The sequence below is a fragment of the Marisediminitalea oceani genome (genome assembly GCF_003731635.1).
In the GTDB taxonomy this organism is placed as follows: Bacteria; Pseudomonadota; Gammaproteobacteria; order Enterobacterales; family Alteromonadaceae; genus Alteromonas; species Alteromonas oceani.
In genome coordinates this window covers 43442-63343 of sequence record NZ_RCUA01000032.1, presented here as the reverse complement: position 1 = coordinate 63343, position 19902 = coordinate 43442, and the positions used below count along the sequence as shown (strand labels likewise).

Annotated in this window: 15 protein-coding genes; all 15 read left to right on the top strand. The window is 40.3% G+C overall.

Annotation, left to right across the window (positions count from 1 at the left end; all coding sequences use genetic code 11):
- The first annotated feature begins 1 nt into the window (after position 1).
- The 15 genes from rpsD to rfbA all read left to right on the top strand — a co-directional run bounded on the left by rpsD (position 2) and on the right by rfbA (position 19616).
- Positions 2-622: a 30S ribosomal protein S4 gene (rpsD, locus tag D9T21_RS09685; protein ID WP_070176334.1), complete on the top strand. Its 621-nt coding sequence runs from the start codon at positions 2-4 to the stop codon at positions 620-622.
- A 19-nt stretch (positions 623-641) separates the two neighbouring features.
- Positions 642-1631: a DNA-directed RNA polymerase subunit alpha gene (locus D9T21_RS09680; RefSeq protein ID WP_123324765.1), complete on the top strand. Its 990-nt coding sequence runs from the start codon at positions 642-644 to the stop codon at positions 1629-1631.
- 40 nt (positions 1632-1671) lie between these two features.
- A complete protein-coding gene (gene rplQ / locus D9T21_RS09675) occupies positions 1672-2073 on the top strand; it encodes a 50S ribosomal protein L17 (RefSeq protein WP_070176332.1) in 402 nt (133 codons plus the stop codon).
- A 243-nt stretch (positions 2074-2316) separates the two neighbouring features.
- The gene (locus D9T21_RS09670; protein ID WP_206427257.1) at positions 2317-3357 is read left to right on the top strand and encodes an HAD family hydrolase; all 1041 of its coding nucleotides are present in this window, start codon (positions 2317-2319) and stop codon (positions 3355-3357) included.
- A 2-nt stretch (positions 3358-3359) separates the two neighbouring features.
- Complete coding sequence (locus D9T21_RS09665) at positions 3360-5285, top strand: rhamnan synthesis F family protein (protein WP_123324763.1); 1926 nt, start codon at positions 3360-3362, stop codon at positions 5283-5285.
- Positions 5286-5302: 17 nt separating this feature from the next.
- Positions 5303-6535: a glycosyltransferase family 2 protein gene (locus D9T21_RS09660; protein WP_123324762.1), complete on the top strand. Its 1233-nt coding sequence runs from the start codon at positions 5303-5305 to the stop codon at positions 6533-6535.
- Between the two features lie 15 nt (positions 6536-6550).
- The gene (locus tag D9T21_RS09655) at positions 6551-7648 is read left to right on the top strand and encodes a globin family protein (protein ID WP_123324761.1); all 1098 of its coding nucleotides are present in this window, start codon (positions 6551-6553) and stop codon (positions 7646-7648) included.
- A 3-nt stretch (positions 7649-7651) separates the two neighbouring features.
- Positions 7652-8599 carry an acyltransferase gene (locus D9T21_RS09650; protein WP_123324760.1) on the top strand — a complete coding sequence of 316 codons (948 nt, stop codon included), beginning with the start codon at positions 7652-7654 and terminating at the stop codon, positions 8597-8599.
- Between the two features lie 110 nt (positions 8600-8709).
- Positions 8710-12420: a glycoside hydrolase family 99-like domain-containing protein gene (locus D9T21_RS09645; RefSeq protein ID WP_123324759.1), complete on the top strand. Its 3711-nt coding sequence runs from the start codon at positions 8710-8712 to the stop codon at positions 12418-12420.
- On the top strand, positions 12420-13508 hold the full coding sequence (locus tag D9T21_RS09640) for a polysaccharide pyruvyl transferase family protein (protein WP_123324758.1): 1089 nt from the start codon (positions 12420-12422) through the stop codon (positions 13506-13508). The genes D9T21_RS09645 and D9T21_RS09640 overlap by 1 nt, the downstream gene beginning before the upstream one ends.
- 133 nt (positions 13509-13641) lie before the next feature.
- Positions 13642-15102, top strand: coding sequence for a hypothetical protein (locus D9T21_RS09635; RefSeq protein ID WP_123324757.1), 1461 nt, complete (start codon positions 13642-13644; stop codon positions 15100-15102).
- A 26-nt stretch (positions 15103-15128) separates the two neighbouring features.
- Positions 15129-16379 (top strand): protoporphyrinogen/coproporphyrinogen oxidase, encoded by a 1251-nt coding sequence (locus D9T21_RS09630; protein ID WP_206427256.1) that lies wholly within the window; start codon positions 15129-15131, stop codon positions 16377-16379.
- A gap of 27 nt (positions 16380-16406) precedes the next feature.
- Positions 16407-17522: a GDP-mannose 4,6-dehydratase gene (gmd, locus tag D9T21_RS09625; protein WP_123324755.1), complete on the top strand. Its 1116-nt coding sequence runs from the start codon at positions 16407-16409 to the stop codon at positions 17520-17522.
- 63 nt (positions 17523-17585) lie between these two features.
- Positions 17586-18548 (top strand): GDP-L-fucose synthase, encoded by a 963-nt coding sequence (gene fcl / locus D9T21_RS09620; RefSeq protein WP_123324754.1) that lies wholly within the window; start codon positions 17586-17588, stop codon positions 18546-18548.
- A 189-nt stretch (positions 18549-18737) separates the two neighbouring features.
- A complete protein-coding gene (rfbA, locus tag D9T21_RS09615; protein WP_123324753.1) occupies positions 18738-19616 on the top strand; it encodes a glucose-1-phosphate thymidylyltransferase RfbA in 879 nt (292 codons plus the stop codon).
- The last annotated feature ends 286 nt before the right edge of the window (positions 19617-19902 follow it).

The window sequence follows — 19902 nt, the reverse complement described above, 5'->3', positions numbered from 1 at the left end:
CATGGCAAGATATTTGGGTCCAAAACTCAAGCTTAGCCGTCGTGAAGGAACTGACCTGTTCCTGAAAAGCGGCGTTCGCGCAATCGATTCTAAATGTAAAATCGAAACTGCGCCTGGTCAACATGGTGCCCGTCGTGGTCGTCTGTCTGACTACGGTGTGCAGCTGCGTGAAAAGCAAAAAGTCCGTCGTATGTACGGCATTTTAGAAAAGCAATTCCGTAACTACTACAAAGAAGCCGCTCGTCTGAAAGGCAACACCGGTGAAAACCTGTTGCAACTTCTTGAGCAGCGTCTTGATAACGTAGTTTATCGTATGGGATTTGCCAGCACTCGTGCAGAAGCACGTCAGCTGGTTAGCCACAAAGCCATTTTAGTAAATGGTAAAGTGGTAAACATTCCATCGTTTAACGTTACTGCCGAAGACGTGGTTTCTGTTCGTGAAAAAGCTAAAAAGCAAGCGCGTATCGCGGCTGCTTTGGAACTGGCTGAACAGCGTGAGAAGCCAACCTGGATTGAAGTAGACAGCAACAAAATGGAAGGTACGTTCAAGCGTGTTCCTGAAAGAACTGACTTGTCTGCCGAAATTAACGAACAGTTGATCGTCGAACTTTACTCTAAGTAAAGCTAACTAAAGAGGAAGCATTGTGGGTTCTGTGACTGAATTCCTTAAACCGAGATTAGTTGAGATCGAAAACGTTTCTCCTACTCGTGCCAAAGTAACTTTGGAACCCCTGGAGCGTGGTTTTGGCCACACTTTAGGTAACGCCTTACGTCGCATCTTACTGTCATCCATGCCTGGATGTGCGGTAACTGAAGTTGAGATCGACGGCGTCCTTCACGAGTACAGCACCAAAGAAGGTGTTCAAGAAGATGTAATCGAGATCTTGTTGAACCTTAAAGGTTTGGCGGTACGCTTAGAAGGCAAAAACGAAGCGACTCTGACTCTGGTGAAATCTGGCGCTGGCCCTGTTGTAGCTGGTGACATCCAGCATGATGGTGACGTAGAAATCGTAAACCCTGAGCACGTAGTTTGTACTTTAACCGGCGAAGCTGAAATCAGCATGCGTATTAAAGTAGAGATGGGTCGTGGTTACGTTCCAGCGTCAACTCGTCGTTCCTCTGAAGAAGATGATCGTCCAATTGGTCGTTTATTAGTAGATGCATCATACAGCCCAGTAGAGCGTATTGCTTACACCGTAGAGTCTGCGCGTGTTGAACAGCGTACCGACCTGGACAAACTGATCATTGATATGGAAACGAATGGTACTTTAGATCCTGAAGAAGCCATCCGTCGTAGCGCAACCATCCTGGCTGAACAGCTGGATGCGTTTGTTGAACTGCGTGATATCTCTGAGCCAGTGCAGAAAGAAGAGAAACCAGAGTTCGATCCTATTCTGCTGCGTCCGGTTGATGACCTGGAATTAACAGTACGTTCTGCTAACTGTCTGAAAGCAGAAGCTATCCAGTATATTGGTGACCTGGTTCAGCGTACCGAAGTTGAGTTACTTAAAACTCCTAACTTAGGTAAGAAATCGCTAACTGAGATCAAAGATGTTCTCGCTTCACGTGGACTTTCTCTGGGCATGCGCCTGGAAAACTGGCCGCCTGAGAGCATCGCTGAAAAAGATTAATCAGGTTTAAAAGAAACTGATTTTTTAGAAGGATAAAACTATGCGCCATCGTAAGAGTGGTCGTCAGTTGAATCGCAACAGCAGCCATCGTCAAGCTATGTTTAAAAACATGGCCGGTTCTTTGGTCAAGCACGAAGTGATCAAAACGACGTTACCAAAAGCGAAAGAATTACGTCGCGTAATTGAGCCTCTTATCACTCTGGCTAAGCAAGACAGCGTTGCAAACCGTCGTCTGGCAATGGCCCGCACTGGTGATAAAGAAGTAGTAGGTAAACTGTTCAACGAGCTTGGTCCTCGTTACGAAACTCGCCCAGGCGGTTATCTTCGCATTTTAAAATGCGGTTTCCGTGCTGGCGACAACGCGCCTATGGCATACGTTGAGTTAGTTGACCGCCCGGTTGTAGAAGCTGAAGAAGAAGCAGTAGAAGCAACTGAAGAGTAAGCAATTACTCGATAACGGCTAAGCTCACGCTTAACCGGTTCGATTAAAAAACCCGCCGCTGGCGGGTTTTTTGTTTCAGATTACCGGTAGCCATAGGCCATTATTGTTGAAATTTTTCCTGTTAATTCAAGATTAAAATTGGAATGAGTTTCAAGACAAACTCTATACTAAATGTTAGGATTCGTGTTTACGCAGAAACGACCGTTTCAGCTACAAGCAACTAAAAGAGTAAATCCACAAGGCATGGTAGAGTCAGCATCATTAAAGGAATTCGGGTACAATTTTTGTGGCCCGCTTCTTCATACTTATTTATCGAAAGTGCTCGCCTCACTCGATAGAGCCCCTAAACGAGTATATTGTCTCGCACGAGAGGGATATATCCTTCAAAAAGGGTTAGAAGTTATTAACCCTCAGTTGGAAACGCACTATCTATACGCATCTCGCACATTTCTATTTAGAATTATGCTTACAGATCAAGAATCGTGGCCCCTATCATTAGGTCATGGTTATGAAGGATCTATTCGCGATTTTTTTATGGCAAGATTCGGGTTTACACTGGAACAAGTAAATCAAATAATTCCTGAAGATGAGCTCGATAAAGAAATCGTTGTGCCTGCTGACATGCCAAAGCTCGAAACGTTAGTTACAAATAACTTAGAGAAAATTCATAGCATAGTGGAGCCGACTAAGAAGGCTTACTTAAAGTACTTAGCTTCAGTGAAATTGACAAAAGAAACGGCCGAACAAGCAATATTTTTAGATGTTGGTTACTCAGGAACAATTCAGAAATTACTAAGTATGCTGCTGAAAAGCGACACCAATGGCTTCTATTTCATTACTACCGATAGTAGTAAAACAGCAGCTGGCGAATATAAGGCAAATCTGAATTTTGTATTCAAAGACAAAGTGAAAATGGGGGGCGGTTATACAATGCTGGATCGCTCTATGTTTATGGAGTCGTTGTTTACCTCGCCCGATGGACAATTCATTGATATCTTAGAATCGCCTCTCAAAGACGGTGATTTTATGTTGTCTTTTGGTAAACGTAACTTCACCCAGCACCACTTTGAAAAGCTATCCCTGGTTTTTGAGGGCGCGCTGGAAGCTGTTGCGCATTTCAACCTGCACAACGTAGAATTTAGCGTAGAGGAGATTGAATTCCTTTATGCGCAGTATGTATCGAAAAGAAATCTCTTACCTCAGTCTACCTGGCCATTGTTTGAGTTTGACGATGCTATCTCTGGTTTCGGTAACGTCAATTCAATGCAATTTTTTGGTTTATAACAATGAAAAGAAACATCAAAAATCTCGCCAGAGGACTCCAAACTAAAATAGAAGGTCTAGCTTACCCATCTTTAGCGAAGGCATATAAACTTGCCATCAAATCAGGCCTGTTTAACCCACAGTGGTATCAGGAGCACTATGGTTCATTTCCTAGTAACTGGTTAGCGTTTAAAGATTATATAAAGAAATCCTCTTACGCAAATGTGAATCCATCACCGGAATTTGATACTGAAACTTATTTACGCTGTAACGTGGATGTTTATCATGCGGGCATCTCACCGTTACTTCATTATATGTATCATGGCCGCAACGAAGGTCGCGCGTGGTCCAGAGCACTACCACGATGGACGCCGAAAGATAATCTTATCCCTAAAGAGAGTGGAAGCTGGCGCGGGCAAAAAATAGCGATCGTGCTACATGTCTTTTATGCTGATTTTGTAGGCAGATTTGCCGGTAGCTTAGAAAAATTTCCCACCAGTGTAGATGTGTTCGTTACAGCTGCAACGAAGGAGATTGCCGAGACTGCAACCGCGACTTTCAATAAAATTACTAAAGTTAATAAAGTTAAAGTAGCTGTCTGCGAAAATCGCGGCCGTAACTTTGGCCCATTTTTAGTGCACTTTGGTAAAGAGCTCCTTGCTTATGATTTGATGTGTCATCTGCATTCGAAAAAGTCGCTTTACAGTGGTCGTGAGCAAACACAATGGTTTGATTATCAGAATCAATTCCTCTTAGGAGACAAGCATGTAACATCATCGGTGCTACGTTTGTTTGATGAGCATAAAGAGTTAGGATTGTATTATCCGACATCGTTTTGGATGATGCCGGCATGGGTAAATCACTGGACATGTAATAAACCATTTGCAAAGGAATTCGTAGATGAATGGGGCGTGGATATCAGCGATAATTTCTTAACCTATCCTGTCGGTGGTATGTTTTGGGCTCGACCAGCAGCCTTAAAGCCTTTGCTTGAGAAAACGTACCAGTACGATGATTTTCCTGAAGAGCCACTACCAAATGACGGCTCTAAGCTTCATGCATTAGAACGGATTCTTGGGCCACTGACCGAGAAGCAGGGGTTTCAACAATTTTACTATTATCCTCCCTTAGGACGGTTTACCCAGGATAAAACATCTATAGCAACAAGCTATTACAAACCCGCGTCATCGCTGTTAGGCGATTTATCGGGCTTTGATATCATTTCGTTTGATGTTTTTGACACGGTATTAAGAAGAAAATACTACGAACCTGATTATGCAAAGTATCTTTTGGGTAAAGAACTAACCAAAGAAAATGTATTTGAATCACCTGAAGATTTTGTTGCTGCTCGTAATAAAGCTGAATTAACCTGCCGACAAACTAAGCACTTTCAACAAGATGTATGTATTACAGAAATTTATACACAGCTTGCTCGCGACGTTAATGTTGCCAACAAGACTACAGAAGATTGGATGAATAAAGAGTTTTATTTCGACCTTGAAATGTCGCTTCCGAAGGATGAGATGGTCGAAATCGTGAAACAACTTAGCCAGGAAGGAAAGGAAATCTGGTTTATCACCGACATTTATTACACCAAGCAACAGGTCGAAATCATGTTGCGTAAAATTGGCATTGCAGTGCCTTATCGATTATTTGTTAGCTCAGATTTAGGCAAGCGAAAAGACGCCGGGACGATGTGGTCACACATAAAAGGACTTCTTGCTGAAACCTCCAAAAATTATATTCATGTGGGTGATAATGTGCGATCAGATGCACAAATCTGCGGTGATTTTGGGTTACAGAATATTCACATATTGAATCCAATCGATAAATGGAAACTAGCCGGTTTTAACAAAATGGGATTGTTGGATGTTCCCACCGAGAATGAAACTCTTAAGTGGGGTCCACAAATTAGTAATTTAGGGCGTTATCCATTTTTTGGTGAATAACTTTAGACAAAGCTTATATGAAAATAGCAATATTAATGATGCAAAAAAATGAGGAAGAACTGCTAAGCAAGTGGATTGCTTATCATAGTTACCTCGTAGGGCATGAAAATCTATTCATTTTTGATAATGGTAGCGAAAGTACTAATACAAAAGAGCAATTGTCATGGGCAGGTGCATCTGGTTGTAACATTATACAGCAATACAGCAGCAAACAGGATTATGAAAATCGCGGTGATATCTTTTGTGAGTTCATCAAAAAACTAGATAAGACTTCTGAATTCGATTATTACATGTTGTTAGATTGTGATGAATTTCTTGCAACATTGGATAATGAGGGGGTCATTAGCTGTGATAAAGGCGCTTTGCAATTGGAGTTGCAAAAGCATGCAGAAACCGAGGGTTCACTTTTAATCGATAGCCAGTTTTATAATTCTTCCGTGAGTCCTTACTGGTTTAATAAGCAGCCTTATCGTAAATGTTTCTTTCGCCGCGGCACTATTAAGTCTTTAGATCAAGGGTTTCACTGGGGTAAGGTGATTCAGAGTGATCGGGAAAAAAGGACTGGTTTGGTACATATCCATTTTCATAATAAACCCTACCGAATAGCACGCCTACATGCCGAAGAGAAACTACGAGGACGTGTTCCTGATTTAAACATTGAAACTCTCAGAACTTATCGGGGAAAAGGTTTTCATTTAGTTCGCTATTTTACTGAAGACGAAGAGCGTTTTATCGCAAATCAAATTTGTTTAAACCATATATACTCCGCCTCTTTGATTACCAAATTTAAAGAATTAGGCCAAAATTGGCCTTATGCAGAGGATGTATCGGTTACAGCATCTAAGCTTGGGTTTAGTGACGCAGGCGATGGCTTTAAAAAACAAGTGAAAACGTTTAATGGGTCAATAGACAATATCAAGACTGAGCAAGATAAGCTTATCATTTCAGGCTGGGGAATAATCCGCCACGCAAAACCGGTAAGCCACATTTACTTAAAGTTAGACAGTAAAACCAGGATACGGTTTGAGATTGTTTCTCGGCAGGTAAGAGATGATGTGAATGAAATGTTGAATGTCAAGGGGGAGCCTCTCGGGTTTGTTGCAGCGTGTAATCTGTCCGCTATCCCTGCCAACAAGAAAGAACTACCAGGTGAGCTTTGTGCTTTTGTAGATTTTGATGGTAAGTTTTTTGAGTTTGATATGCGTAAGCATCTACAGACCTTTAACTATGCAGCTCTTACCAATCAATAGTTCGTTAATATTCCAATGAATAAGAAATTATATATTCACGTTGGGCCACCAAAGACCGGCACGTCAGTAATCCAGTTTTGGTTAAGTACACATGCTTCATGGTTGAGGAGTCAAGGTGTATATTACCCTCAACATGAACTTGATTCTAATAGTGTAAGCTCTGGCCACAGAGCTTTGTTTCTAGAGCGTTTATCACAAACAACGAGAACGCAATTTAATCATGCTAAATTTCAACAGCTGTTAACTGAGTTCAATGAAACTGGTTGCAATAACCTCTTACTTAGTTCTGAGTTTTTCTTTTACCAGATACCAGAATTTTTAAAATATAGAGAACAGTACAACATTCAATTTATTGCCTATGTTCGTGCTGATTTTGAGCTTATTGAATCTTTGTATAATCAGTCAGTAAAACGTAACGGACAGGTTTTGCCCTTGCCACATCGCAGCCAGTTACCCAAAAGTTACCTGGACGAATTGATTGACTCTATTTCCATTTATTCAGAATGCACTTTTAATCTTCGTGCCTACGGTGATTCAACGGTTTTCCGTACCGATATCATTACTGACTTATTAACTTGTCTCGACTTAGAGCCGCCAACAGGCTATACCCCCCAGAGCGAAAAAATTAACTCGTCTTACAGTTTTGAATGTCTCGAATTCAAGCGGTGGGTTAATAAGTTTGACCTCGGCGACCTGGATCGTAGAATCGACCAATGCTTACAGGGGTTTAAGAGTAATTCCCAAGCTTACAGCTTGCTCCCGGCTAATACATATCAGTGTTATAAGGAGCAAAGCCTTGAAAAAATAATGGCATTACAGGCCTTGGCTCCTATCGAGAACTATGAAAATCTTATCAATTATGTAAAGGCAAAAAACAGAGCTAGCTATATACATCAGGAGCTTTATCCTGACCATCTTACCAAGGTTGGCAAGTACTTGCTTGAAGCCGACAAAGCACTATTAAGTGAGCTTGTAACCCATATTGGTAGTAAAGAGCTTTCGGATTTAGATGTGCAGTATTTAGAGCTACTTCGACAACTTTTAGGAACTGATACACTACCAGAACAAAAGAGATTGTGGCTGAGCAAGCTGATGAGAAAAATGAGGGAGTAGGCATTGCACAACCTTACAGATGAAGAATGGAAAGCCAAAAAACTGTCGGTAGCTACATGGGAAGCGAACGTGGCCGAACTGCCACAACAGAAAGTTATTAAAGAGGTGCTTGCTCGCAATGCTAATGCTTCTTTCGGGCCTAACTGTTACATCGCTCCAGACTGCAATTTTTTTACAGACAGTGCACGCCTAGGGAGAAATGTTCGCATAGCATCTCAGGTAACTTTACGTGGCAACATCACAATGGGTAACGATGTTTCTGTTAATCCATTAACTAATATTATTGGCAACGTGAAAATTGGCACTGCGGTTAGAATTGCCAGTTCTGTTCAAATATTTGGTTTTAATCATGGATTTGATCGGGTTGATAAATACATAAAAGATCAACCTATTACTTCTAAAGGAATAGAAATTGGCGAAGGTACATGGATTGGAGCGGGGGGGTCGATAGTAGACGGTGTAAAAATAGGCGCTCACTGTGTGGTAGCAGCCGGCGCAGTTGTAACGAAGTCATTTCCGGACTTTTCGATTATTGGTGGTGTTCCAGCTAAGCTAATTAAGTCAAGAATAAAGAAAACAGACTTTCAGATTAATGTTACAAATTTAGCAAATACTGGAAAGACGTTTGAATACTGTTTGGATCTGCCCCGGACGGGTGTGCTTGAGGCTACCTCTCCATATCTCAATGCCTGGTTAGCCACCGTCGACACTATTGAAGCTATCGTTATTAATAACGGAAATATTGAACAAGCCGTTAGTGGATTCCACGAACGACCGGACGTAAAAGAATACTTGTCAAAAACTAAGCCCGTCATTGTTTCTAACGGAAAAGTGTTAGGTTTTAAGATCGGACCAATACAGGAAAATGTTAGACTTGATGTTAAGGTTAATGGGACTATTATTCATCTCGTCCAAATCGTAGTGAAAGCTTGCTTACAGCAAAGCGAGTAAAACAAATTCACAAAAGAATTGTATCGCTGGGTGCATATGTTGAATTTAATCGCGTGTATGACAATCGGCTTTTAATGTTAGTGTAATTTAAGAAATATTTGGGTATATAAATGGACTCTGATCAGTTACAAGAAAAAATAGATATAATCGAACTAAGTGGGCTTTTTGATTTTGACTTTTACGCTCAACAATACCCCGACATAAAACAACAAGATGCTATACAGCACTTTTTGAGTGTTGGAGCTAGCGATGGAGCTTCTCCGTCCTATTTGTTTGATACAAAATGGTATCTTCAACAGTATTCAGATCTTGCTGAGTCAGATTTAAATCCGTTATTACATTACATTTTGTATGGTGCCGCCGAACTTCGAATAACATCACCATTTGTAGATCCAATGTGCCTGGAGAATCTTCAGGCTATGGCGGAAGGGCAGTTAGCGATTGCCTTTTTCTACGAAAACGAAAAGCGTCTAAGCCTTAATATCAATCCCCATTTTGATGTGTCTTTTTATATCTCTACATATAATGATATCGACGTGGCAGGCTTATCTCCGTTTTATCACTTCATCTATACCGGTGTTTTTGAAAGCCGAAGACCAAAGGCCGATATAGAAATGGGCGAGTATTGCGAGCTTTTCAAGGTCGATAAGAAAATCACTAATCCTTTTCTGCATTTTATAACGCATTATGGAAAAGAATATCTCGATGCAAAAACTCAAATTGAAGAAGTAGGAAACGTAGCCACGGCAGAGCATAGCGTTTCAACAGCCCCTACTGCCGACTACAGTGCGCCCGGCCCACTGTTTGAAACTAAGCAGTTCACAGGAGAAAGTGATACAAATCCCCAAGTAAAGCCGTTAGCGTTTTATTTACCGCAATTCCACCCTTTTAAAGAGAATGATGAATGGTGGGGTAAAGGTTTTACCGAGTGGCGAAATGTAGTTCGGGGAAAGCCTCGTTTTCACGGGCACTATCAACCTCATATCCCCAGTGACCTTGGTTTTTATGACCTGCGTGTAAAAGAGGTTTTCAAAGAGCAGGCTGAATTAGCCAAAGCAGCAGGCATACACGGTTTTTGTTTCTACCATTATTGGTTTAATGGTAAGAGGCTAATGGAAAAGCCAATTGATATGTTTTTAGAAAATAAAGACATTAATATCTCGTTTTGTTTAATGTGGGCAAACGAGAATTGGACAAGAACATGGGATGGTTTCGACAATGATGTGTTAATAGCTCAAGATTATTACGAAGAAGACGATATCCCGTTTATTGAAGATTTAGGCCGCCACTTTAAAGATGAACGTTACATCCGCGTTGATGGCCGCCCACTATTCATCATTTATCGACCGGGTATTATTCCTAATGTTAAAGAAACCATTAAAAAATGGCGTAGAATTTGTGAAGAACAACTAAATGAAATGCCTTTGTTTTATATGGCTCAGGCTTTTGATGATACCGATCCCCGCTTGTTCGATCTCGATGGTGCTATAGAATTTCCGCCGCATAAAATTGCTTCAGGGCTACCCGATGCGTCCAGAGCAGAGGGCTTAATTGACCCGACATTTACCGGTCATTATCCGTCATACGACGCATTGGTGAGTTCAAGCTTATCTGAAAAAGAACATCCATTTCCGCTGATACGGGGCGTAACACCGTCTTGGGATAACGAAGCGCGTAAGCCTGGTAGAGGAATGGGATATGTTGGTTCTACACCACAAAAATATGAAAAATGGTTAAAAGCGATTGCTCAGTACGCACGCACTTATCCAATCGAAAATAAAGAAAGTTTTGTGATGATTAATGCGTGGAATGAGTGGGCGGAAGGCGCGCATTTAGAGCCGGATGTGTACAATGGCCATGCTTACTTAAACGCCACCTACAGAGCCGTTCACGCAATTGATAGCTTTGAAGATAAAACAAAGCTCATTCTGATAGGTCACGATGCTTATAAGCACGGCGCTCAACTACTCACGTTAAATATCTTTAAAACGCTTAAACAAACCTTCGGAATAGATGTTGTCTGCGTTCTGCTTGAGGGCGGACCTCTGGTTGAGGAATACAAAAAGGTAGGGACGACGCACGTGCTCGACGGTACCGAGGGGCATTTCAGAGCGTTAATCGAAGATTTGAACAAATCTAAAGCTTATCAGTACGCCATTTGTAACACATTGGTTTCAGGACACTGCGCCAAAATATTGCATGAAAACAATATAGAAAGTATTCAGTTAGTACATGAGCTTTCTAACCTGATTAAAGAATACAAACTTGAAGACAATGCCCAAGGTGTCTCTGATTACTCTAAAGCGGTAGTCTTTGCCGCTGATTTTGTAAAACGCTCATTCAATAGAGTTGTAGAAGATGCAAATGAGGATAAGCTCCATATTATTCCTCAGGGTATATACCAGCAACTTACCTTTGACGAGAACGCCAAGGCGAAACTTCGAGAACGTTTGTCGCTTTCATCAGACGCAAAAATAGTGGTTAATACCGGATTTGCGGATCTACGTAAAGGTTTCGATTTATTTATTTCCATAGCCAGAAAGCTGGTAAAACAAGATCCTTTATTTCATTTTGTTTGGGTGGGTAATGTAAAGCAGGATCTTGCCATTTGGCTTCTCGACAGTATTGAGCCAGAACTAAAAGAACATATTCATATCGTGCCTTTTACTAAGGAAATTGCATTATACGTGCAAGGCGCTGATTGTTTTGCCTTAACATCTAGAGAAGATCCATTTCCATCAGTGGTTCTCGAGTCGTTAGTTTTAGGTACGCCTGTTGTTGCTTTTGAAAATTCAGGTGGGTTCGAAGAACCTATTTCACTGCCAGTTAATGGGGAGCTAGTTCGCGTTGGCGACATTGAGGCGTTTTCACTAGCAATAATTAATCAGGTTGAAAGTGACTGCAATATGAAGGCAAATAAACGTCGGGATTTTGCTTTGCAAAAATATGATTGGAATAACTACGTATTCTCTTTGCTAGAGTTGCTGATAAAAAATTTAAAAAGAGTATCAGTAGTAGTTCCTAATTATAATTATGAGAATTATCTGGAAGAACGGCTATTATCAATTTTTAATCAGTCCTACCCAATATTTGAAATAATTGTTCTAGATGATAAGTCTCCTGATAATAGTGTTGAAGTAATTAAGCATCTTACAGATATCCATAAAAGAGATATTGAACTTATTATAAATCGGTCAAACTCTGGTTCTGTCTTCAAACAGTGGGCGAAAGGAGTTAAAATTGCAACTGGAGAATATGTCTGGATTGCAGAGGCGGATGACTCTGCGTCGGCTAATTTCTTGGCTCGTTCTATGGATTTTGAAATAGATGTGGTCGCAACATATACAGACTCGATCCAAATTGATGAAACTGGGGCTCATTTAGCAGATAACTACAGGTATTATTACACTCCGGCAATGCTACGAGATATGGATAGGGGGGAGCTACTGTCTGGTAAAGAGGTAATAAAAAGTTGTTTGTCAGTTAACAATCAATTTATGAATGTAAGTGCTATGACTTTTAGAAGAAAAGAGTTTTCAGATTGTATACTCCAGCACTTAGACTCTTTATTGGAATTTAAAGTCGCTGGGGATTGGTTCATTTATGTGCATTTGCTATCTTCAGATTGTACTATAAAATTGATTAAGGACAGCTTGAACGTGCATAGAAGACACAATAAGAGTGTTACACACTCAAATCTAGCCGGTCAAATTAAAGAGATCGAGAGTATTCAAGTCTTGGTTACAGATATACTCGGAGACTCATCAAATGTCTCTATGCAAAAAAAATATATTGAAAATTTAAAAAGGCAAGTATTGTAATGTCAAACGTAGGTATTGTTGGTATTGGACTCGATAAACTTTCTGTAAGTCAAGGAAGTACTGCACTTGAACTTAGTGGAAATAACTTTGGTAATATGCTTTTCACTTATGCTGCACATAGGCAAATCGATAAAAGTGAAAATGTGGGATTTAGAAATTTAGATAAAGCAATTGACAACAATATCTCTAAACTACTTGTACCTGCCGCTAACTGGATAAATCTTAAACAGGACTGGGGGTGGTTGGCTGAAGAAATTGAACAAAGTAAACTTCCTTGTGTTGCAGTAGGTTTAGGAGCCCAGCTTGAGAGTTTAGAGGAAGTGTCTCAAGTCCCTGAGGGAACAAAAAGATTATTAGAAGTTATTGCTGAACGTTCCTCAGCATTAGCGGTTAGAGGAGAATTTACTGCTGAAGTTATAAACAAGTTGGGAGTAAAAAATGTAGAAGTGTTAGGTTGCCCTTCATTATTCTCATTCGGCAAATTACCTAAACTTCGTCCTCAGGCGAGTAATCAGAGAATTAGAATAGGGGTAGGTCCCACCAGATATCATCTGCATAAGGGCAATCTAAAAGATAAGCAGCAAATGCTGTACAGATTCGCGATTCGCGAAGCATCTTCCATATATTATCAATCTGAAGCATATGAAATAAAATTATTGTCGAGGGAGGACTTATCTGAGAATGAACATCAACTAGCCATGTCTTATTATGGTTTTAGCAACTTTTCTTTTTTTGAAAGAGCATTGATGGAAAAAGGTAAGTATCATACAAACTTAAATAGTTGGTTGGTCGATGTTGCAAAGGATGATGTTTATGTAGGCACAAGAATTCACGGGGCAATTGCCGCTACACTCGCTGGAACGCCACCGTTGTTGATTACACACGACAAGCGGACTGAAGAGTTAGCGGAATCTATGTGTGTACCAAGTATAAATATAATGGACTTTGAATTAAATTCATTATTTCAGATAGAGGAAATAATAAGCACTCTTGATTTTGCAAAATATTTGAGAAGGGCAGAAAATAACTTTAAGCGATTCCAACAATTCTATAAGGTAAATGACTTATCATTTAAGGTTGATTTATAGTTTTTGAGCTGTTTGTTCTGAGTGATTTGAATGATGATCCATATATAATATAGAGTTGAATGTCCAGCCGAATTCTTATTCCATTTAATATGTTCATCTTAATACATTCTTATTTTATTGTAAGAGAAAGATTGTGCTGAAAATTTTTTATTTTAAGTCTGAAGTTGAAAGATCAAAAAGGTTTTGTGAGGAAAATGGACTTAATTGGGATTATGTTGTCAAATTATCTTCAGATTCTGAGAGTACGGAAAAGGCACTGTGGTCTGTAATTTCACCAAATAAATTTTTTCCGGAAGATATAGTACCAGACGAAGGAAGCGTTAGTTCGGTACTTAAAAATAGCAATCTAAGGATTCCAGAATACCAAAAAAATCTTTGTTTGAACGGCAAATTCTCTGTTTTCAGTCCATTTAGTGGTAATGTATTGAAGTCATTCCTAAATGTACCTTGTGATGCGTACCATGTAGCATATATTTTTAAAGATGTTCATGAATTCTTTCTACTAGTTGGACGCTGGCATGGTAGAAGAGCCGCAATCTTTATACCCGATTTGGCAGCAGTTTTTGTTCTCGATGCTCCTGAACAGCAACCCGAAATGGTTGATATGATGTGGAATAGTGTATTAAGAGTGAAGTCGAGCAATATCTACAAGAAATATTCTAGGGAAGTTGAGTTTATTGAAGAGTCGTGCGGTAATAGCACTGATGTAGAAGTAAGAACATTATTGATAGGTTTAAAAGAAAATTTAGGGCATTATTTTTGGCAAGAAATGGCCGGCGTGGAAAGAATAAATAATATGTCCGGAGCAACAATAGAGTTTGATGTTGTAACTTGTTCAAATCGTTGGCTATCTGTTAAGGAATTATTTCCTGACTTGAAAATACGTAAATATATAGAGTTAGAAAGTCCGAAAGATTTGTTTAATTATGATTCGGAATTGTATGATGAGAAGAGGGCATGGATTCGTCCAGTTGGGCTTCATATCTCTCAATATTTAAAAGATAGAATATATTCGCTATGCAAACAAAAAGTAGAGTCAAAAGTAGAGTCAGCTGGTACTAATAAATATAGTTCCATTATATCCGCTTGCTCAAATCATACAGTACTTTGGGTGAATCTAAGGAGTCACAATAAAACTTGGATCAGTCAAGCTTCCGGATTAATCGAACTCGCAATTGACATGTCTGAACGTATCTCAAATTTCGCAATATTCGTTGATGGGTTTGGAGATGTAAAATGCGTAGCTGACGAAATTCGCTTAACTTTACAAAAACATTCAATACCAGTATTTGATGGAATTAACATTCCTTTTGAAGAAAGTTTAGTGTGGGCGGCTCATGTGGGCTCATATGTAAGTGTAATAGGTTCTGGCTTGGTATTAAATTCCTGGTTAGTATCTAAATCTGGAGTTGCTCACAGCAATATAGCACATTTAAATCAAAAGAAATTTTGGAATGATGTTTCAGATGGGGCAGATAGTGTCCATTTCATTAACGAATCTAGTATAACAGGTGACGCTGCTATGTATGGAGAATACGATTTTGATTGGAGAATACTTGTAGAACCATTAGTTAAAATTTTATTGGATAAGTAGATATTTAAAAAATTATAGGTCTGATTTTGAAAATTAAAGTTGTAGGGTCTGGTGTCAGTGGTTTGGCTATTGCTAATATGCTCTCATCGAAAGGGGCTGAAGTTCAAGTTCTTGAGAAGAATTCTAAAGTAGGGGGCTTAATTGCATGTGATATAGAGTCTGGATTTCTATATCATAAGGTCGGTGGCCATGTTTTTAATTCTAGAAATAATGATGTTTTGGATTGGTTTTGGTCCTTTTTTGATAAGGATTCTGATTTTGTAAAAGTAAAGAGAAATGCCAAAATATTGTTAATGGGTAAGCTCATCGGATATCCAATAGAAAATAATTTGTACCAACTTTCAAAAGGAGTGGTTCGGCAAATTTTCGAAGAGTTGTTGCGTGACAAAAGGGGCGATTCCAATTGTATTAACTTTAAAGAATATTTACTCAATACATTCGGTCAAACTCTTTGTGAAATTTATTTTTTTCCTTACAATCAAAAAATATGGCAGTGTGATTTAGAAAAGGTTTCCCTTGATTGGTTAGAAGGGAAGTTACCAATGCCAAATCTCGGTTCTATTATCTTAGATAATATATTCAGAGAGGAGGAGGCTGAGATGGTGCATTCTACTTTTTATTATCCAAAGGTAGGAGGCTCTCAATTTATAGCCGATACATTGGCTGAAAATCTTAATGTGAAATATAATGTTCTTGTTGACAAAATTGAATTCTATGATGGAGCGCTAATGGTCAACGGGGAGTCAGTCGATAAATTAATTTATACCGGTAGGGTTACTGACCTTCAAAATATCTTTTTTTCTGACGACGAAGATATAGTAAATAGTTTGGCGTCTGTCAGCAACCTTAATTTTCATGGAACCAGCAACCTTCTTTGTGAATGTGACTTTACCGATATTTCCTGGTTATATCTTCCAGAGGACAATGTGAAAGCTCACAGAATTATATACACAGGAGGGTTTTCTAAGTCAAATAATGGTAGCTCCAAGAGAATGAGCTGCACTGTAGAATTTTCAGGTGAATTAACTTTCGATGAAATGGTGAGTGAGCTTGAAAATTTACCTGGTAATTTGGTTCCAATCGCCAGCAACAATGAAATATATTCCTATGTAATTCAAGACCAATTTACTAGAGACAAGATATCTAAAATAAAATATGAGTTAGCCAAAGCAAACATTTACTTATTAGGTAGATTTGCTGAGTGGGAATATTTTAACATGGATGCTGCGATCGAATCTGCGATGCGGTTGTCTCAGAAAATTACCTTAGATCATTAATTTTGTAAAACGGACAAGTAATTAGTAATGAGAAAAGCACTTATTACCGGTGTGACCGGCCAGGACGGCTCTTATTTAGCCGAGTTTTTGTTAGAGAAAGGATACGAAGTACACGGAATAAAGCGTCGTGCGTCATTATTCAATACAGAGCGTGTTGATCACATCTATGAAGATCCGCACAACGAAAACCCAAAATTCCATCTGCATTATGGCGACTTAACCGATACGTCTAACCTTACGCGTATCCTACAGGAAGTGCAGCCGGATGAAGTATATAACTTAGGTGCTCAATCTCACGTTGCAGTATCCTTTGAAGCCCCAGAATACACGGCAGATGTTGATGCAATTGGTACTCTGCGTTTACTGGAAGCGATTCGCTTTTTAGGTTTGGAAAAGAAAACCCGTTTTTATCAGGCATCCACTTCTGAACTCTATGGTTTAGTGCAGGAAATCCCGCAGAAAGAAACCACGCCTTTCTACCCACGTTCGCCTTATGCCGTAGCTAAAATGTATGCCTATTGGATTACGGTAAACTACCGTGAGTCTTACGGTATGTATGCGTGTAACGGTATTCTGTTTAACCACGAATCACCACGCCGTGGAGAAACTTTCGTAACCCGTAAAATCACCCGTGGTATTGCCAATATCGCCCAAGGGCTTGAGAAGTGTTTGTATCTTGGCAACATGGATGCGCTGCGTGACTGGGGCCATGCTAAAGACTATGTGCGTATGCAGTGGATGATGCTGCAACAAGACCATGCCGAAGATTTTGTTATCGCTACCGGCAAACAAATTTCCGTACGTGAATTTGTGCGCATGAGCTGTAAAGAAGCGGGTATTACTGTTGAGTTCAGTGGTGAAGGCGTGGATGAAATTGCTATAGTAACCGCAGTTGAAGGCGAGAATGCACCAGGCGTTAGAGTGGGTGATGTGATTGTTAAAGTGGACCCGCGTTACTTCCGCCCTGCAGAAGTAGAAACCCTGCTCGGTGACCCAGCCAAGGCCAAAGAAAAGCTAGGCTGGGTACCAGAAATAACTGTTGAAGAGATGTGTGCCGAAATGGTGGAAGGCGATTTACAAAAAGCCAAACAACACGCTCTACTAAAGAAGCACGGCTATTCTGTCGCAGTAGCGAAGGAATAATAGCGGTTACAGTATAATTAACACATAGGCCTCTGTTGGGGCCTTTGTTGTTTTGGAGAAATTATGAAAACCGTATTTGTAGCTGGTCACCGCGGAATGGTTGGCGCAGCGATAGTCAGAAACTTAGAGAAACGTGGCGGTGTGCATATTGTAACCCGCACACGAAATGAGCTAGATTTAACCAGCCAGGCAGCGGTGTCTCAGTTTTTTGCTGACAATGACATTGATGAAGTTTATTTGGCTGCCGCTAAAGTGGGCGGAATTCATGCTAACAATACCTATCCTGCAGAGTTCATTTATGAAAATCTGATGATAGAAGCAAACATTATTCACGCAGCACACGTTAACGATGTACAAAAGCTATTGTTCTTAGGCTCCAGTTGTATCTATCCTAAGTTGGCTGAACAGCCTATGACCGAAAAAGCGTTGCTTACAGGTACACTGGAAGAAACTAACGAACCTTACGCCATTGCTAAGATTGCCGGTATTAAACTGTGCGAAAGCTATAATCGCCAGTATGGCCGGGATTACAGATCGGTAATGCCTACTAACCTGTATGGCCCGAATGATAACTTCCACCCGGACAACTCGCATGTTATTCCTGCGTTGTTACGCCGTTTTCATGAAGCGGCGCAGCGCCATGATGCTGAAGTGGTAGCTTGGGGCAGTGGTAAACCCATGCGAGAATTCCTGCACGTCTATGACATGGCTGCTGCAAGTGTGCACGTAATGGAACTGGATGAAGCCACTTACGATGAATACACCGAGCCGATGTTTAGCCATATCAACGTTGGTACGGGTGTTGATTGTACCATCAAGGAACTGGTTGAAACGGTAGCCAACGTCACCGGATTCAAAGGTAAGATTGTCTGGGATACTACGAAGCCCGACGGAACCCCACGTAAGTTGATGGACGTATCACGATTGAAATACTTAGGATGGGAATCGACTTTAAGCCTTGAAGAAGGTTTATATCAAACTTATGGGTGGTTCGTAGATAACATAAGCAAGTTCCGAAGTAGCTAGCCATTTTATAAGTGAGATTTTTAGGTTAGTGCCAAAATTAAATTAATAAACTTGGAATTTTTCTATCAATTATACCTAATTTTACAAAGGCTTCGGCCTATGATTTTCAACATCGTTATTTATTGATTGTTTTGTGGCGTATCATTGCCATACCCTATTTAAATTCTGAAATAAAGCTTAAGAGATGATATGAGAAAAGGAATAATACTAGCGGGTGGTTCAGGTTCCCGTCTTCACCCTCTTACTAAGGTAGTCAGCAAGCAATTAATGCCTGTTTACGACAAACCAATGATTTACTATCCACTATCTACGTTAATGATGTCGGGCATACGTGATATTCTCATCATCACTACGCCGGAAGAACAATCACGATTTATTGAGTTACTGGGAGACGGTAGTTCATGGGGATTAAACCTTCAGTATGCTGTTCAGCCATCGCCTGACGGCCTTGCGCAAGCATTTCTGATTGGCGAAGACTTTATCGGTAACAACAGTTGCTCACTGGTATTGGGTGATAATATTTACTACGGCCATGATTTACGTCAGTCGCTGAAAAATGCCTATGGTCAGACTTCAGGTGCAACAGTGTTTGGATATCATGTACATGACCCGGAACGATACGGCGTTGTTGATTTTGATGATGACTGGAATGCACTTTCAATCGAAGAAAAGCCCACTGTTGCTAAATCGAATTATGCAGTAACTGGTCTGTACTATTACGACAATCGGGTTGTCCATTTTGCTAAAGAAGTTAAGCCTTCACCACGAGGTGAGCTGGAAATCACCGATCTCAATAATATGTATCTGCAGGATGGCTCACTGAAAGTTGAGTTGATGGGGCGGGGGTCTGCCTGGTTAGATACAGGTACACTTGATAGCCTGCTTGATGCAGCAAACTTCGTTGCAGCGATTGAGAAGCGTCAGGGCCTTAAAATTTGTTGCCCTGAAGAAGTGGCCTACCGTATGGGGTATATCGATGCTGAACAGTTAGAAAAACTGGCGGCGCCACTGGTGAAAAGTGGTTATGGTAGTTATCTGTTAAAAGTGATTGGTGATCGGGTTAAGTGAAATGCTTAGCATTTCATCTCGGCCGATTTTATTGTCATCCCGGCCTTGAGCCGGGATATCCATAACAGTTTGGTTAGTTTGCATAGGCGCATTGATTGGGAGATCCCGGATAAGTGCTACGCCCTTTCCGGGATGACGGTGTAAAGTCGGGAGATCTTGGATAAGTGTTTCGCCCTTTACCGGAATGACAGGATAATGTGCACTTTCTGTGAAGACGCAGAATAGTCAGGAAGTCCCGAATGAACAGATGCCCCCTGTCGATATGACAGAATCAAGATAGGAAAAG

Coding starts and splice junctions, on each gene's coding strand:
- rfbA (WP_123324753.1), top strand. CDS start 18,738: ATGAGAAAAGGAATAATACTAGCGGGTGGTTCAGGTTCCCGTCTTCAC.
- fcl (WP_123324754.1), top strand. CDS start 17,586: ATGAAAACCGTATTTGTAGCTGGTCACCGCGGAATGGTTGGCGCAGCG.
- D9T21_RS09640 (WP_123324758.1), top strand. CDS start 12,420: ATGTCAAACGTAGGTATTGTTGGTATTGGACTCGATAAACTTTCTGTA.
- D9T21_RS09655 (WP_123324761.1), top strand. CDS start 6,551: ATGAATAAGAAATTATATATTCACGTTGGGCCACCAAAGACCGGCACG.
- rpsD (WP_070176334.1), top strand. CDS start 2: ATGGCAAGATATTTGGGTCCAAAACTCAAGCTTAGCCGTCGTGAAGGA.
- rplQ (WP_070176332.1), top strand. CDS start 1,672: ATGCGCCATCGTAAGAGTGGTCGTCAGTTGAATCGCAACAGCAGCCAT.
- D9T21_RS09665 (WP_123324763.1), top strand. CDS start 3,360: ATGAAAAGAAACATCAAAAATCTCGCCAGAGGACTCCAAACTAAAATA.
- D9T21_RS09645 (WP_123324759.1), top strand. CDS start 8,710: ATGGACTCTGATCAGTTACAAGAAAAAATAGATATAATCGAACTAAGT.
- gmd (WP_123324755.1), top strand. CDS start 16,407: ATGAGAAAAGCACTTATTACCGGTGTGACCGGCCAGGACGGCTCTTAT.
- D9T21_RS09660 (WP_123324762.1), top strand. CDS start 5,303: ATGAAAATAGCAATATTAATGATGCAAAAAAATGAGGAAGAACTGCTA.
- D9T21_RS09670 (WP_206427257.1), top strand. CDS start 2,317: ATGGTAGAGTCAGCATCATTAAAGGAATTCGGGTACAATTTTTGTGGC.